Here is a 15,695-nt window from a genome sequence, read left to right as displayed (position 1 = left end):
AGCACGGGTGCTGGGACCCGATTACCAGGTCAGCTCGCCAGGAGCAGAGCTGACGAGTCAGAGAGCTCCGCTCCGTCCCTAGCAAGGAGTCACCGTGGGCAAGCCAGCAGCGACCTCCCCCTCCCGATGGTTCAGCGCCCGGGCCTTCGCCCGGCGGGTATCGGGGTGGGTCTCAGGTTTCCTGGTCGCGGCCGCGCTCGTCGCGATCCAGCCGGTCGCATCGGCGCCACCAGCCTCCGCTGCGCCGTGCGATGCACCCGTCTCAAGCGCCGTTGCGTGTGAGAACACTCTCCCCGGGACGCCGCAAAGCGACTGGATGATTTCCGGGGTCGGTGATTCGACCATCCAGGGCTACGCGAGCCAAATGAGCGTGAACGTCGGCGAGACGGTCCAGTTCAAGATCAGCACCAACGCCAAGGCGTACCATTTTGACGTCCTCAGACTCGGCTACTACCAGGGCAACGGTGCACGGAAGGTCGCCTCGAACCTGCTTCCAAGTGCCGCGTTGCCGCAGAGCCAGCCCGCCTGCCAGACCTTCTCGGACACAGGACTCATCGACTGCGGAAACTGGGCGGTCTCCGCATCGTGGAGCGTTCCGGCTACGGCCGTGTCCGGCGTGTACGTTGCGCACCTCGTCCGCAACGACACCGGGGGAAGCAGCTGGATCACCTTCGTGGTCCGCAATGACGCGTCGAAGGGTTCGATCCTGTTCCAGACCTCGGACGAGACGTGGCAAGCGTACAACTCGTACGGCGGCAACAGCCTCTACCAGTGCACGGTGGCCTGCCCGCCCGGAAACCCCGCCGCGTACAAGGGCGCCTTCAAGGTCTCCTATAACCGCCCATTCCACACGGCACTCGATGACAGTGGCCATTCATGGATAACGTCCACCGAGATCCCCATGATTCGTTTTATGGAGGCCAACGGCTACGACCTGAGCTACCAGTCCGGGCTCGATACGGCAAGCCGGGGTTCCCTCCTGCTCAACCACCGCATATTCGTAACCGCCGGGCACGACGAGTATGTCTCCTATGACCAGCGTGCCAACATTGAGGCGGCACGGGACAAGGGCGTGAACATCGCGATGTTCAGCGGGAACGAGATCTTCTGGCGAACACGGTGGGAAGCCAGCCAGGCCGGCCCGAGCACCTCGGGGCGCACTCTGGTCTGCTATAAGGACACGCACTTCAATACGCCTACTGATCCAGTGACCTGGACCGGCACCTACGCCGACCCACGGTTCGGCACTGCCGGCGGCGCAGGGAACGCGCAAAACGCCCTCAGCGGCCAGTTCTTCAACGTCAACGCTGGCACCACCGATATCACCGTCCCTGCCCAATACTCCAAGCTGAGGCTCTGGCGGAACACCCCCGTCGCGAGCCTCACTGGTTCCCAGTCCGCGACGCTCGGTGCAGGCCTCGGGACGCTCGGCTACGAATGGGACCTGGATGCAGACAACGGCTTCCGTCCGGCGGGCCTCTTCGACCTCTCTTCGACCGTATACGGCTCCGCCCAAGTCTTCACTGACTACGGGAGCAGCATCGTCAACAACCAAACGGCCACCCACAACCTGACCGAGTACCGCGCCGCGAGCGGGGCCCTCGTCTTCGGCGCGGGAACGGTCCAGTGGTCGTGGGGCCTCGACGGCTTCACCACCGGCAAGAGCCCCGATCCCACCATGCAACAGGCCACCGTCAATCTCTTTGCGGACATGGGAGCACAGCCCGCAACGCTCCTCGCGGGGCTGGTGGCAACGACATCATCGGGCGACTCCCTGCCGCCGTCGTCCTCCATCACGTCGCCTGCCGCGGGCAGCGCGATCGCTGATGGCACCGCCGTGACCATCAAGGGGACTGCCAGCGATGCGGGCGGGGGCGTCGTCGCCGGCGTCGAGGTGTCGACCGATGGCGGCACCACCTGGCATCCGGCGTCCGGGACCGCGAATTGGACCTACTCGTGGATTGCCCATGGCAGCCCCTCAACCACCATCCGGAGCCGCGCCGTAGACGATTCCGGAAACCTCGAGACGCCAGGCCTGGGAGTGTCGGTCTCCGCCTCGTGCCCGTGCTCACTGTCCGGAACCGCTGCCAAGCCGGCCGTCGCGGACGCGGGAGACCCCAGTTCGACGGAGGTAGGTGCACTGTTCTACTCAGATGTTGCCGGAACGGTGACCGGGGTGCGCTTCTACAAGGCTGGCACCAACACCGGAACCCACATCGGAAACCTGTGGTCAGCCTCGGGCACCAAACTCGCGAGCGTCACCTTCACAGGCGAGACGGCCTCCGGTTGGCAATCGGCTACGTTCTCATCTCCAGTGTCAATTACGGCTGGGACAAAGTACGTGATTTCCTATTTTGCTCCGAAGGGGCACTACACCCAGACAACGGGCTACTTCTACAACAATCCCTCGCCGCCGCCAGCCGGATCGGGTTCGGTTGATGCGCCACCGCTGCACTTCACTCGAAGCCTCCCGGGGACACCCAACGGATTCTACGCGTACAGCTCAACCTCAGCCTTCCCGAACCAGATATACGACGCTGAGTACTATTGGGTGGACCCTGTGTTCGCGCCCGCCGCCAATCCCGTTCCCGCGGTCACGGGCACCACTCCCGGCTCCGGAGCGACCGGTGTTGCCAAAACCGTGGCGCCCACGGCGACGTTCAACCAGACCGTCACCGCCGCCTCGGTCGCTTTTTCGCTCAAGGACGCTACTGGCGCCAGTGTCACCGGCACCACGACCCTCGGCAGCAACGGCACAGTGGCAACGTTCACGCCGTCGGTCGCCCTCGCCTACAGCATGCAGTACACGGCCACGGTGAGTGGTGCTACAAACTCGACGGGGCAGAGCATGTCCGGCCCGTATTCCTGGACCTTCACGACAGCGGCACCGCCACCTGCGCCCGCCGTCACCTCAAATTCGCCCGCCTCCGGCGCGACAGGCGTCGCGGTGTCCACCACGCCGAGCGCGAGCTTCAATCAGGCAGTCATTGCGTCGTCCGTGACATTCACCCTCCAGGACGGCACCGGTGCGAGTATCGCGGGCTCCACAAGCCTGAGTGCGGACGCGACAACGGCAGTCTTCACGCCGTCGTCGGCGCTGTCGTACAACGTGACCTACACGGCCACCATCAGCGGCGCGACGAACTCTACAGGCCAGACTATGTCGAACCCGTATTCGTGGAGCTTCACCACCGCAGTGGCCCCCGCGGCACCGAATGTCAGCTCGACAAGTCCTGCTGCCGGCGCGACTGGAGTCGCCGTGAGCTCGACGGTGAGCGCGATCTTCGACCAAGACGTCTCTGCCTCGTCGATCCAGTTCGCCCTGAAGGACCCCTCGGGAGCAAGCGTGGCAGGCTCTGTTTCCTACTCGAGCTCGACCAGGACGGCGACCTTCACGCCGTCGTCTGCCCTCGCCAACAGCACCCAGTACACAGCCAACGTGAGCGGCGCAACCAACTCGAGCGGGCAGACGATGTCGCCGTACAGCTGGAGCTTCACCACCATTCCGGCCTACTCCTGCCCCTGCACGGTATTCCCGACGGGCGCGACGCCGGCGACGGCGAGCGCCAACGACCCTAGCGGCGTCGAACTTGGCATGAAGTTCCAGACGGATACCGCCGGCCAGATCACAGGCGTGCGCTTCTACAAGGGCAATCTCAACACTGGGACGCACGTGGGGAACCTCTGGTCGGCGAGCGGCACCAAGCTCGCGACAGTGACCTTCGTCAATGAGTCCGCGTCCGGATGGCAGCAGGCCTACTTCTCGACGCCGGTCTCCGTCTCTGCAGGCACACCCTACGTGGTTTCGTACTACGCGCCGAATGGCGGCTATGCGTACACAGGGAACGGCTTGGTCAGCCAGCAAGGAGCGCCGCCCATCTACGGTCTGGCGAGCGGTTCCTCGGGCGGCAATGGCGTGTACGGATACGGTGCCTCGTCCTCGTTCCCGACCGGCACATACAGCGCGACGAACTACTGGGTCGACGCGGTATTCAACCCTGGGTCGCCCGCAGCGCCCAAGATCCTGGGCACCTCGCCGGCGCAAGCTGCTACGGGGGTCCCGGTGACGACGGTGGTCTCGGCAACATTCGATCAAGCCGTGGATCCCTCGGGCGCGTCCTTCACGCTTGCACCGAGCGGCGGACCCGCGGTGGCCGGCAGCACAGGCAATGTGAGCGCAACGGGCACCTACACCTTCACGCCGAGCGCTTCTCTGACGGGCAGTACGACTTACACCGCTTCGGTGTCCGGGGTGAAGAGCTCAACCGGTCAAGCGATGCCGTCCACTGTCAGTTGGAGCTTCACGACCGGACCGGCCGGATACTCATGCCCCTGCAGCGTTTTCGGCGCTTCGACGGTGCCTGCCAACCCGAACGTGAATGACCCCAATGCGGTTGAGCTCGGAATGCAGTTCACGTCGGACGTCGCAGGCTCGGTCACTGCCATCAAGTTCTACAAGGGCGCTCAGAACACGGGCACTCATGTCGGACATCTCTGGACGGCAGCCGGAACGCTGCTCGCAACCGTGACGTTCAGCGGCGAAACCATGAGCGGCTGGCAGACGGCGACTCTTTCCAGCGCGGTTGCCGTATCGGCGAATACGACGTATGTCGTGTCATACTTCGCTCCTAACGGCGGCTACTCGGCGAACGGCGCCTATTTCACCGCCTCGGCCGATAGTCCGCCGCTGCACGGGCTGCAGAGCACCACAGGCCATCTGAATGGCCTGTACCGATACGGCTCTTCCGGATTCCCCTCCAGCAGCTACAACGCGACGAACTACTGGGTAGACGTCGTATTCAACGCCTCGTGACAGCGGCCCATCCGAGGCGCAGACGTCTCCGGACGTCCGCCGCCTTGGCCTTGGCCTTGGGACTCATGTCCGGGTGCGTGCGGGATGGGGTGGGCGACGCTGGTCGCGCGCCCATCTCGGCCTCCGCAGGCACGACGACCGGGTCCTACGACGTGTTCGTGGATCCAGGACGGACTGAACAGACGATGACCGGCTTGGGCATCAACGCCAACGTACACAGCTGGAATAACGGGCAACTCAAGCCTGCGATCCAACGCTACGCCGTCCTCGGACCCCTGACGTGGCGCGTCATCATCGAGAAAGCAGACTGGGAGACGGAACAGGTTGGAGACCCAAACATCATTGATGCTGCCTATTACCGACGACTCTTCGAGACCCCAAAGATGCAGGACCTATGGGACACCGTCTCGTACATTGAATCGTTCCCCGGCCAGACCGTCTCGCTCAGCGTAATGGGCGGCGTCCCCGACTGGATGGGCGGCACGTCCATCCAGTCCAGCAAGGAGGCCTACTGGGTGCGGATGATCGCCTCGCTCCTGATGTATGGCCGGACCGAGAGACACCTCACCCTGAATCTCATCAGCCCGGTCAACGAGTCCGACTGGAATGGCACCGAAGGGCCCAAGTCCGACCCCCAGCAGCTCACCCGGCTCCTCGACAGCCTCGGCCACCGGCTGGACTCCCTCGGAATGGGCGATGTCCGGTTCGTGGTCCCCGACACGTCGAGTCCCGAGGAGGCCCGCACCAGATACCTGCCTGCGGTCCTGGCTAATCCGTTCGTTCTCGACAAGACCGCGCGAATCGGCATCCATAGCTATGACGGAAGCGCGGGCTCGGTACCGGACCTCGTGGCCCAAGGCAGCGCCGCCTCCAAGGGAGTGTGGGCCACCGAGTTCAACGCGCGGTGCGACGGATGCGATACCGGCACACAGCCTTCGGCCACTTGGGACCACGCGCAGTCCATGGCCAGGGTCCTTCTCTCCCTCATCAGCCAAGGCGTCACGGGAGCCCAGCTCTACGACGGGTGGGACGGCTACTACGAGCACCACCGGTCGCTGGGCTACTGGGGTGCGCTCAAGTACGACGCCGCGACGGGCACCTACGCGCCTCGCCGCACCTTCGATGTCTTCTCCCTCTTCCTCACTGCAGTTCCCCCTGGCTCCGTGCACATCGCGTCGGCCGCCTCCAGTTCGGGCGGAGAGGCAGGGGTCGACGTGCAGGCCTTCCTGAGCGCGGATGGCCGCGTAACGGTAGTCGGAATCAATCACAGCGGTACGGCCGCGCACCTCCGTGTCACCTCAAGTGCCGCGCAGCTCTCCGCACCCACCCTCACGGTGGCGTCCCCGGACGCGGACGGAGTAGGCAAGGCCGCCACACCGCAGATCGACGGCAATGCGCTCTTGCTCACGATCCCTGAAGGCGCAGTCTTCGTCGCGGCCGCTGCACGCTAGTCAGAGGCGCACTCGGTAGACGTGGTAGTCGGCCTCGCTACCGAAACTGTCGGAGAACGCACCGCCGGCGCCCACCGGGATGGTGCGATTCTCGTTAACGACCTCCACCGCTCTGCCCGTGACCCCGGCGGGCAGCTGGAACGAGCGCTGCCCTGCGGACGTTCCGGCACCCATCATCGAGAAGATGTAAGCCGAGTCGCCGGAGACTTTGAACATGGTCCTCAGGTTGGGACCAAAGGAATAGGCGAAGGACTGAGTGTTCAACACAGGGGCGAGCTGTTTGATGAGGGCGTCGATCCGTCCAACCGCAGATGCTTGGCCGGCGCCGCAGAAGTCCTGTTCCACTTGGGAGAGCCGGAGGACGCTCCCGCCTTGACACGGTCCGCTGAGGCTCTGATTGAAGTAGACGATGCCCCGCGCCTCGCCGATCAGGGAACTCATCACCGCCCCCTCCAGCTGCGCCGGCGTGATGTTCGCAGTGAAGGGCTGGTCCCCCGGTCCGCCGTTGAGGTCCTCGACGAACTGCCACAGCGGCTGGAGCCGGCCGTCGGCCGCGTCCCGCTCCCTGAGCATCGTCAAGGCAGTCCCATAGCTTGCCGAGGAACGGCATCCGTTCTGCGGGATCGCTGCGAGGTAGTTCTCGCGATACGGGACCGCACTGCAGAACGGCACGGTGTACCAGTACATGTCTACGGATACCACGTCGGTGAAATCGTTCAGGTATGCCTCCGCGTCTGCCGGACGCATGTCCTTGCTGAGCACCGACTGAGTGAAGTTGGCATAGGAGAACCGGCCGTCCTTCCCGGCCGCGTGGGAAAGCTCGCGCAGATGCGCCCTTCCCTCCTCAGGGGTATACCTGCCGTCGACCTCATCGTCCAGGAATGCTCCGACCCAGTTCTTGCTCCCACTCGTAAACGTGTCGTTGAGAGCAGGGCCGATCCAGTACATGCCATTGTCCGCAAACAGGCTGTACGGCGTCGACGCATCCATTCCGATGTAGGTGTTGATCCCAAGGGCCTTGTCATACTGCGCCTCACCGTCAGAACTGATCCCGTTATACCAGGCGACAATCGGGAAGAAGTCGGGACTGGACCAGCCCGCCGCATCGGCGGCAGGGAATTGCTTCCAATAGGCGGGCCCTCCCTCCCAAGGCACCCGTGGCAGGGTGAGCAACGTGCTCTCACCGGCCCAGTCGGGCGTTGACCCGCTCGTCGGGAGGATAAGCACGACGATCGCGCTGAAGAGAGCAACGAGATACCGCGACGCGCTTCTCGCGGAGCGTAGCGGCGCTCGACGATTCCTGATGGGGCGTTTGGCGGGCATCAGTCCCTCCCAGAGTCGAACGATGCGGTGGTGGGCGCAGTCGTGGACGCTAGCCCGTCCGGAGCCAGGGCTTGAGTCCTGACGAGTCTCCAGTAGGCCCCCGCAACGCCGAGCATGAGGAACATGAACGCTGCGGAAAGCGGGAACGATAGTGCATCGAAGAACGTAAAGGTCACCGCAGCCGAGGAGATCCCAGCCGCCAAACCCGCGCCAAGCTTCGACGAGAGGGGCGCCGCCGCCAACCGACGTCCACGCCAGGCCAGGACGATGGCCGTGACGAAGAGTGCTATGACGGTACACAGCCCCACGAATCCCAGCTCGACGAGAATTCCGAGATATTGATTGTCGAGGTACGCATAGGTGGGCAGCATCGTGCCGAACCCACGACCTAGTAGTGGCAGCCGTCCGGCCATCGCGAAGGCGACATCGGCGCCATTGACCCGCGAGGCGATACTAGGGTCCTGCGAGGCACCCATGAACATCCCGATCAGGGTTCCCGCCATGCCTGGCACCGCGACATATACCGCGGCCATGAGTATCACCCCGCCAATCCCCGCGATGGTCCTCTGGCGCCGAGTCCACGATGCCGCGAGCACTAGCATGGCCACTGCTACCGCGATCAGAGCAGAGCGCGAGACCGACAATACCGACGCCGTACCGATGAGCACTGCAGGGAACCACCGTCGGACCACTCCGCGATCCCGGTCCGCCATCCCAAACGCCACGGCCAGCGGGAGCGTCACGCATAGTACGACACCGTATTCCAGAGGGTGGGAGGCAGTGCCGGCCGCCCGCACAAATCCGCCGCGTTGATCAATGCCCACCCCGTCACCGCTCATTCCCGGGACGACAAACCATCCGAGGAGGGAGTTCTTGGTGGCGAACTGAGCCAGGCCAAGCATCGCCATCAGCGTTCCCGTGAGAACCACACGGCGGAGTACTGCGGTGAGACTTGCCCACGTGCTCAGTCCGTCGTGGGCGACGAGGAAGATCCCGCACCAGGCCGCAACGCGGAGAAGCGCCGTATCGGCGGGGCTCACTTCGGTGCCTGGAAGGCCACGCAACATTGCCGCGGCATAGCTGGCAGCCACGACACAGACGAAGGCGCCGACGGGCCAGCGCATGGGCTGCATCCCGGTCTGCTCTCGGAAAGGACGTTGGATGCTGTGCCCCAGCCACCACGCGAACATCGCCAACGAGACCAGGATGATCGGCCGTCCGAGGGCCCCGATGGCGGTGAAGGTGAGCGAAGTCGGCACGACGCCCGTCAAGAGGAACAATGTCAAGACACTGGTCGCGTCAAGGTGGCGCGGCTCAGCGCCCGCGAATTCGCTCATCTCATGGTTCCCGCAACATCTCGAGCGACTGCGGCTCGCACAGGGATGTAAGCCCTCCTGAAGCGCGTGAGGGCATGATCTCCGACGACGGTGGCCACGATGGTCAGGAAGGATCCGAGCCCCGCGAGCGCAGCCACCCCGCGGAGCCGTGTACCCGAGTTCACGCCGCCGTCGACCAGGTCGATGTTGGCTGTGCCCGCGGTGGTGGTTACTCGTTCAGGCATCGGGATGTTCAGCCGTGCCTGGAGCTCAGAGGTCGCCTGGTCGATCTGCCTCATGATTGAGGTCAACTGTCGTTCCGCCGCTTCGGGAGTCAAGTCCACCGCCTCGATGGCGAGCATCGGCTGGTTATACGACTGGCTCCACTGGCCGCCCGAGTTGGGCAGGATCAACGTGTATCCTTGACGGACCTCGGAGCCCACAAGTGACCCGCCAAATGCGCCGCCGTCGGTCGAACCGCTCGAGATTGCGGGCACTGCAAGGCGTACCATCGCGGCAAAGTTCACGAGGGCGGGGACGGCCGTGTCGTCCGTCGGCGACACAGGCCCGGATCCAGGCCACAGGAATACCACAGATGCCCTCGCCGAGTAGACGTGCTGTCCCGGGGCCGTCGCCACGCATCCGACCCAGGTCAGGAGGATGCCAGCGAGGACGAAGTACCATCGCCGCGCCATACAGAAGAGGACATCGGCAGCGCTCACCGGGACACCTGGTGCTTTTGACGTCTCCCTGAGTCCGCGGCCGACGCCGGAACCAGGATCCGGTCGGGATCCGCGCTGTCGACGCTGCGGACGGGGTCTGACCCTGGGGCGCCGAAGACGGGCTGACCTATGGAATGAGCCGCGGCTTCCTTCCGCCCGGCGCGACGCGACTTGCGGAGCAGCAGACCGTCTAGGAACGCCGTGAAGACTAGGACTCCGAGCAAGCCTGCTGCTCCAAGACCGGCCGTTGCCTGAAGCCTCGGCTTGCCATCCGCAAGTGGATCGGTGGGCTGAGCGACGGGCATTGACGAGATCCTCGAGGGGACCGGGACCTTGAGTTCATCCTGCATGCCCGCAAGCTCGGCGGGCACGGCATCGATGACCGCCGCCATCGTGGTCTGCGCGTCCGACGCTGAGCGGCTCTTGACAGTCACGACGAGAATTGAGCTGCCCGATGTCACATCAGGGAGAACCGTGTACGACGCGCTCGGGTGTCCCATCGTTAGGCGTGCCGCCACATCTGGAGCCGCCATACGCCGGGTCAGCACGTCCATAGCCTGTCCAAGGCCGGTGAGGTAGAGGTACGGGTTGGTGCCCTTCCCCATGCTCTCTGCCGACGGGAGCAGGACCACACTGCCGCTTGTCTTGTAGTCGACAGGGACGATCCCGTAGACCACGTTGCACAATCCCGCAAGCGCAGCAAGGCCCGCCACCGCCACATACCATCGACGCAGTAGCGCTCGTCCGAGCGTCCTCAGTTTCATGTTCCACTACCCCTTCCGGAGACGTCCCCTAGTGGGTCCCCACTGACGCATCCGATACCGGACGCGGTCCAACGCCGCGCGGCCCGCCACCGCGACCACCGCGCGTTTGGCGAGTTCGCGGCACGTATCACGGGCCAGACGGAGAGGCTGGGCCACGGCCAAATCGAGCACGCGGTCCGCCAGCGCCGGCTCGGGAAGGTGATCGAGAAGTCCGGGGAACAGCGGGGCGTACGATAACGGACTGGTCCTGGCTCCATGCACACGGTTGCTGACGTTCGTTCCGTGGACCACCTGGAGCCAACCGGGGTCACCGAAGTCCAGCGATACAGGCATGTTCCTACCAAGTTCGTTGTGCCAATCCGCCCAGCAGGTCTTTCCGGCCGTCCATGGGGCCGAGACGCTGCAGAACGCGTTAGCAGGATCTCTCCTCCGGTAGAGCCTGCCGCCGCCAGCAATGAGTCCTTCGGCAAGATAGATCGCGGTTGCAGTGCCCGCAGTCCTCCTCGCCGCTTTCTGGACTCTGGCGGTAAAGGAGGCAGCGATGGCGTCGTCGTTGTCGAGGTTCGTGGTGAGCAGAAGGTCGTTGTCTCCGCCGGCCGCCTTCCGGAGGTCCTCCATCAGGCTGTCGCGGCTCACCTCGCGTCTGAATATGGGGATGAGCGTGTCCCGCCACTCCTCGATGCGGTCCCTCAGCCAAGGGGGGCTCTCCGGATCGAAGTAGACGACCCACGCGAAATCCTGGCATTCTTGGGCGCGGACGGACGGAAGGCAGTACCGCTCGAAGAGCCCCACACGTGTTTCAAGCCACCCGTCGCGCGTGCGCACAGTCTCCTCATAGCCGGGCGACGGGAGGTTGAACCGGGTCATGAGCACGTGGTCGATCGTCGTCATGATGGCTCCTTAGCCTTGAAGCCGAGCCGCGCGGAACCCGTCAGGCCGATCGCCGTGAGCACCGAGAGAGCGCGCGCGTCCCAGCTGTGGGAACGTGCCAGAGAGCGCCGTCGCTCATCTGACGCGTCGTCGCGGCCGGCAGTCATTGCCCGTCGAACAGCCGCCGAGAATAGCTCCGGCGTGTTAGCCATGTGCACATCCGGTCCCCCGATCCAACTCATGGCAGGGAGCGGGGTCGCCACCACCGGAAGACCCGCCGCCAGGTATTCCAGGGCCTTGAGGGGAAAGCTGCCGAGGTTGAACCTGGACCGGTTGTACGGCACGAGCCCGACCGCAGCACCCGTGAGGTACGCGGGGAGGCGCTCGAAGCCGACCGCTCCAACCCACTGGACGCCAGCCCTGCGGGCGAGGGCGTGGAACGCGGCCGCGTCTCCGCGCGGGTGGACGGGCCCCACGAGAAGGAGGCGTCCGCCGTCGTCGACGAACCGCTCGAGGAGCGGCAGTTCTATGCGTTCGCCGAGGTGCCCCATGAAGACGGCGTACGGGCGCGCGAGGTGGATCTCGGCCGCGGGCAGCGCGTCCCGTGCTGTGGAGAAATGAGCCGCGTTACAGCCGAAGGGGATGAGCAGAGGGGTGCGACCTGGGGCTTCGAGTGACTTCGCAACCACCGGGTTCGCTGCGATGATGACGTCGGCCTTCTCAGCGAGCCTCCGGGTTGCGCGGGCGTAGGCCTGCACCCTGCCGCCGATGAGGGGCGCCATCCCCTCCGCATCGTCCTGGGCCCAGTACGCTTTGGCGCACTCGCTGATCCGGCCCATGACCGGCACCATCACATTTCCCTCGAGACAGGCCACGGGGCGAGCGCGGAGCCGCCTCAGGGCAGCACGCACCTGGACCGCGGACAAGCGGGCGTTCAGTGCTCCGATCCCTGGACGGGACAGGCCGGGAAGCCCCTCGGGAGTGAACCTGATCAGGCCCGGTCCGAGAATCTCGAGAGGATCCCTGCGGACCGCCCACTTGGCCCCTCCGCTTCTGATGCGGGTCGCAGCCGATTCCGGCGGCTCGACGTACAGCACCGGGAACCGACGTGCAAGGGCTGCAGCGAGCTGCTGGTCCGCCATCGGGATCCCATTCCAGCGGTTCGCAGCTGAGAGGACAATGATCTCTCCCCCTCCGACGCAAAGTCGTCTGGGATGTGGTCGTCTGGGACGTGGAGAGGGTGCCATTCTAATTCACCCCCCTGTACCGCCATTGGGCTTCTCGGAGGCGGGCGTTCACGCGCCGGGATAGTCGCGGCGCAAGGGCGAACGGGGAGACGGACGACGGTCTCCGCCTCATCCTGCGCGTGAGGCCGCCCCAGCCGGGGATGGTCCTGGGGTCGCGAACGAGCGAGATTGCCGTCCTGCGGAACTCCTCAGCCGCCGTCACGCTCCCACCCCCTCGGTCGTACTCGCGGCTGGCGAGCATCACCGCTTCGCGAGCGAGCGCCATCTTCGCCCGTGCCAAGAGCGTGGGACCGTCTTCGATTGCGAGACTGCCCGCGATCGCTCGTCCGTCCAGACCGAAGAGCATCTGGAAGGCCGCCCAACGTTCGTGGAGGTCATCGAGCGGCTCTATGGAGGACGAGAGGCTTCCTGCGTGCACCCGGTGCCAGGCTTGGTCGGCGCCCCCAAGGTGTCCCACGTCGCTTACCGCCGCCACCCTCAGCCAGAGCTCGAAATCGTGAGTGTGGCGGAGCTCGCGCTGCCACCGCCCCGCGCCGTCGAGAGCCGAGGCACGCACGATCGCCTCCGGGGCGGTGATGGTGTTCCTCGCCGAGTCGCACCGCCCGGCAAGCCAGTCATTGCCCGGCCAGACCTGCCATGACCGTACGCGCGCCCTGTAGCGCGATGGGCGCGGTCCCGAGAAGTGTACGGGGTGGCCATAGACAAGCCCCACGGAGGGGAAGGCATTGAAGAGGGCGAGCGCGCGGGCAACCGAGCCGGGAGTCAGCAAGTCGTCCGCATCGAGACGGATGACGTACGCGCCGGTGGCGGCGGCGAGCCCCTCGTTGAACGTCGCAACAGGTCCACGGTTGGATGCGTGGGCGATTACGTTGACGCGCGCGTTGGCCGCGGCAAGGCGTTCGGCCACCGCTCGGCTCGAGTCGGTGGATGCGTCGTCGACGATGATGACCTCGATGTCCGCGCTTTCCTGGGCGAGGGCGCTTGAGACCGCGTCGGGCAGGTAGCGCCCATAGTTGAAGCACGGAATCACCACGGAGACCCGCTCCGGGCTGCCGGCTCGCGCGCCGTTGAGGGGAACTGGGCGGACGCGCAGCGGATGGGTCAGTCGCTCCATGGTCCGCCCACCTCCGATGCCCCGCGCGGCACATCCAGATGCCGAAGCACCGCGCAGCCATCCTTGTACCGCGGCACGTGAACTACGACGGCGAACCTTCCGCGGTCGATCAGGTCTTCCAGCGCTCTGGCGGCATCCGGCCGAGTAGTGCCTTCGAGGACCACGACTCTGGCGTTGAGCAGCGGCCCGATCCCGCCAATGAGAGGCCAGCCAGCACGTGAGACGAACACCAACTGCCGTTCCTCGGCGGGGTTGAGCTGGCCGTCGTCACGGATGTGCCGCACGTGCGGGTTGGCGGTCAGCGCCTCTCTGACCGCGCGGGACACTCGGCTCCGTGCGGCCCCGACGATGGCGGCGGAGGACACTGGTTCGTCCTCGAGTACCGCGGCGACCTCACGCGCCGCGGGGTCGCTCATCAGGCGCCGTTTGATCGGCGCCAGTCGTCCGCGCAGCGCCGCGACTGGTGCGGATCGCACCCGCCCAGCGGCATGACGGGAGGCGAGCGCCGCGACGCGGCCGCGCCCCCACGACGCGGCTACCGGTGACGGCAGGGCAGGCACGAGTGCACGAACTCCACGGGTCAGATCGACGCGCTTGGGACTGCAGGCGCTCACCATCACCTTGAGCTCCAGCATCCACGCGGATTCGTCGACCGGTGGCGGCGGGGCGATGGACGGACGGATCGCCGAGGCCCGAGGCTCCTCCGTCCTGCCCGCAGTCCCCAGACGACGCGCAAGGACGGCGGCCCGAATGCGGTCAAGCTCGGGGTGGCGCAATGCCGGGTACCTAGCGGCCGCTTCCATCGCAGATGGCATATCGCCAGAACACACGTGGACCCGAATCTGGTAAGCCCAGAACACGGGGTCGGGCTCTGGAGCGCCATAGTGCGAAAGGGAGGTGACAAGGAGGCGGGACACCCATTCCTGCGCGGCGCGCACGTCCCCCCGCTGGAGAGAGGCGTGCGTCATACCGACTGCCGCCTCTGGGATGAAGAAATAGTTCAACGCGCGCCCGAAGGCCCGCTCGGCGGCGGCGGGATTCCGACGGCTGAGGGCCTCCCAGCCGGCGGCGATGTCGTGGCGATCGAGCCCATCGGAGGCTAGTAGGCGCTGGGAGGGTCCGACTTCGCTCGGGACGGGTGCAAGACGCCCGTCGGGCCAGCTCTGCGTCACCGCGGTACCGGGCCCGTAATGGGACACGATCCGGTACCACTGCAGCACCTGGTCGCGATGTTCAGCAGTGTGGTGTTCGAGGACCCAGTCGCGTCCCGCCTCAGTGATGGCCGCCAGCCTGTCCGGATCGGCCAGCAGGGTCTCCAGCCGGTCGACGACGTCATCCGCCTCTGCGAAGACACAGTTCACCATGTCGCGAAATCCCGCTGCGACGACCGCGGGTGTCCGCTGAGTCACCAGGCAGGCGCCCGCGGCGGGAATCTCGAGGTGCTTGCGCACGAGGTCCTTCGTCACCGTTCCACAAGTCGGGATGAAGGCCGCAGCGGCAAGCAGACGTGCATAGTCCTGCCCCCACGCCATGCGTTCCGTTCCCCGCTCACCGGCCCAGCCGAAGTGGGGCATAGAGATCGTTGTGAAGTTCTCCTCGAGTACACGGGATACAGCGTTTCGCCACGGATAGTGGCGGGCACGACTCCCGGTCAGCAGCACCGGCACAAGGTGCTGCCTGCGAACATTGGCATACATCCCCGGATCAACCATGTTGGGCCAGACGAAGAGTCGCTCCCCGATCTCGGGCGTGTAGTCGCCCATTGACATGGACGTGGTGACGTAGGAGGAGACTCCCCACCGTGCCATGTCGGTTACGAACGCCGCGCGGGATGCGTCGAACGCGTCGGCATGCAGGAATCCGAGCTTGGGAACCTGAGGATGCGCAGAGGTGTTCCGCAGTTCCCGCTCGCCGGCGTAGACGCCGGACTCGAACATGCAGAGGTCAGGCTCGAACTGGTCGCAGATCTCGTCATAATCGCCTGAGGCGTCAACGACGCGGACTTCGAAGAACCTCGACATCGTGCGGACCTGCTCCGCAAGGTGGCCTGCGAGAAAAGCCGGTAGGCCGGGACG

General features: G+C 65.5%; 10 protein-coding genes. 2 read left to right on the top strand and 8 right to left on the bottom strand.

Annotated features, from left to right (window positions below; translation table 11 throughout):
- Positions 1–94: 94 nt before the first annotated feature.
- Positions 95–4,813 carry a DUF4082 domain-containing protein gene (locus ABD298_RS10495; protein WP_344299634.1) on the top strand — a complete coding sequence of 1,573 codons (4,719 nt, stop codon included), beginning with the start codon at positions 95–97 and terminating at the stop codon, positions 4,811–4,813.
- A 383-nt stretch (positions 4,814–5,196) separates the two neighbouring features.
- A complete protein-coding gene (locus ABD298_RS10490) occupies positions 5,197–6,264 on the top strand; it encodes a glycoside hydrolase family 30 beta sandwich domain-containing protein (RefSeq protein ID WP_344299633.1) in 1,068 nt (355 codons plus the stop codon).
- On the opposite strand, the gene ABD298_RS10485 is transcribed toward ABD298_RS10490, so the two are convergent.
- From ABD298_RS10485 to ABD298_RS10450, 8 genes are all read right to left on the bottom strand, one after another.
- A complete protein-coding gene (locus tag ABD298_RS10485; protein ID WP_344299632.1) occupies positions 6,265–7,587 on the bottom strand; it encodes a hypothetical protein in 1,323 nt (440 codons plus the stop codon).
- Entirely contained in the window at positions 7,587–8,924 is a 1,338-nt protein-coding gene (locus ABD298_RS10480; protein ID WP_344299631.1) for an O-antigen ligase family protein, read from the bottom strand. The genes ABD298_RS10485 and ABD298_RS10480 overlap by 1 nt, the downstream gene beginning before the upstream one ends.
- Positions 8,921–9,625 carry a hypothetical protein gene (locus tag ABD298_RS10475; protein ID WP_344299630.1) on the bottom strand — a complete coding sequence of 235 codons (705 nt, stop codon included), beginning with the start codon at positions 9,623–9,625 and terminating at the stop codon, positions 8,921–8,923. The genes ABD298_RS10480 and ABD298_RS10475 overlap by 4 nt, the downstream gene beginning before the upstream one ends.
- Entirely contained in the window at positions 9,622–10,389 is a 768-nt protein-coding gene (locus ABD298_RS10470) for a hypothetical protein (protein WP_344299629.1), read from the bottom strand. Before ABD298_RS10470 ends, ABD298_RS10475 begins: the two co-directional genes overlap by 4 nt.
- A gap of 6 nt (positions 10,390–10,395) precedes the next feature.
- Entirely contained in the window at positions 10,396–11,280 is an 885-nt protein-coding gene (locus ABD298_RS10465) for a glycosyltransferase (protein ID WP_344299628.1), read from the bottom strand.
- Positions 11,277–12,098, bottom strand: coding sequence for a glycosyltransferase (locus ABD298_RS10460; RefSeq protein ID WP_344299627.1), 822 nt, complete (start codon positions 12,096–12,098; stop codon positions 11,277–11,279). Before ABD298_RS10460 ends, ABD298_RS10465 begins: the two co-directional genes overlap by 4 nt.
- A 409-nt stretch (positions 12,099–12,507) precedes the next feature.
- Complete coding sequence (locus ABD298_RS10455; RefSeq protein WP_344299626.1) at positions 12,508–13,620, bottom strand: glycosyltransferase family 2 protein; 1,113 nt, start codon at positions 13,618–13,620, stop codon at positions 12,508–12,510.
- On the bottom strand, positions 13,608–15,641 hold the full coding sequence (locus ABD298_RS10450; RefSeq protein WP_344299625.1) for a glycosyltransferase family protein: 2,034 nt from the start codon (positions 15,639–15,641) through the stop codon (positions 13,608–13,610). The genes ABD298_RS10455 and ABD298_RS10450 overlap by 13 nt, the downstream gene beginning before the upstream one ends.
- Positions 15,642–15,695 lie beyond the last annotated feature (54 nt).

This window comes from Sinomonas flava (assembly GCF_039531875.1).
GTDB classification, from domain to species: Bacteria; Actinomycetota; Actinomycetes; order Actinomycetales; family Micrococcaceae; genus Sinomonas; species Sinomonas flava.
The sequence above is the reverse complement of the archived record's forward strand: the minus strand, read 5'-3'. Positions and strand labels throughout refer to the sequence as shown.

What these genes read in the sequence shown, in the direction of transcription:
- ABD298_RS10490 (WP_344299633.1), top strand. Translation starts at nt 5,197, where the DNA reads ATGCAGGACCTATGGGACACCGTCTCGTACATTGAATCGTTCCCCGGC.
- ABD298_RS10485 (WP_344299632.1), bottom strand. Translation starts at nt 7,587, where the DNA reads ATGCCCGCCAAACGCCCCATCAGGAATCGTCGAGCGCCGCTACGCTCC.
- ABD298_RS10480 (WP_344299631.1), bottom strand. Translation starts at nt 8,924, where the DNA reads ATGAGCGAATTCGCGGGCGCTGAGCCGCGCCACCTTGACGCGACCAGT.
- ABD298_RS10470 (WP_344299629.1), bottom strand. Translation starts at nt 10,389, where the DNA reads ATGAAACTGAGGACGCTCGGACGAGCGCTACTGCGTCGATGGTATGTG.
- ABD298_RS10465 (WP_344299628.1), bottom strand. Translation starts at nt 11,280, where the DNA reads ATGACGACGATCGACCACGTGCTCATGACCCGGTTCAACCTCCCGTCG.
- ABD298_RS10460 (WP_344299627.1), bottom strand. Translation starts at nt 12,098, where the DNA reads ATGGGCCGGATCAGCGAGTGCGCCAAAGCGTACTGGGCCCAGGACGAT.
- ABD298_RS10455 (WP_344299626.1), bottom strand. Translation starts at nt 13,620, where the DNA reads ATGGAGCGACTGACCCATCCGCTGCGCGTCCGCCCAGTTCCCCTCAAC.
- ABD298_RS10450 (WP_344299625.1), bottom strand. Translation starts at nt 15,641, where the DNA reads ATGTCGAGGTTCTTCGAAGTCCGCGTCGTTGACGCCTCAGGCGATTAT.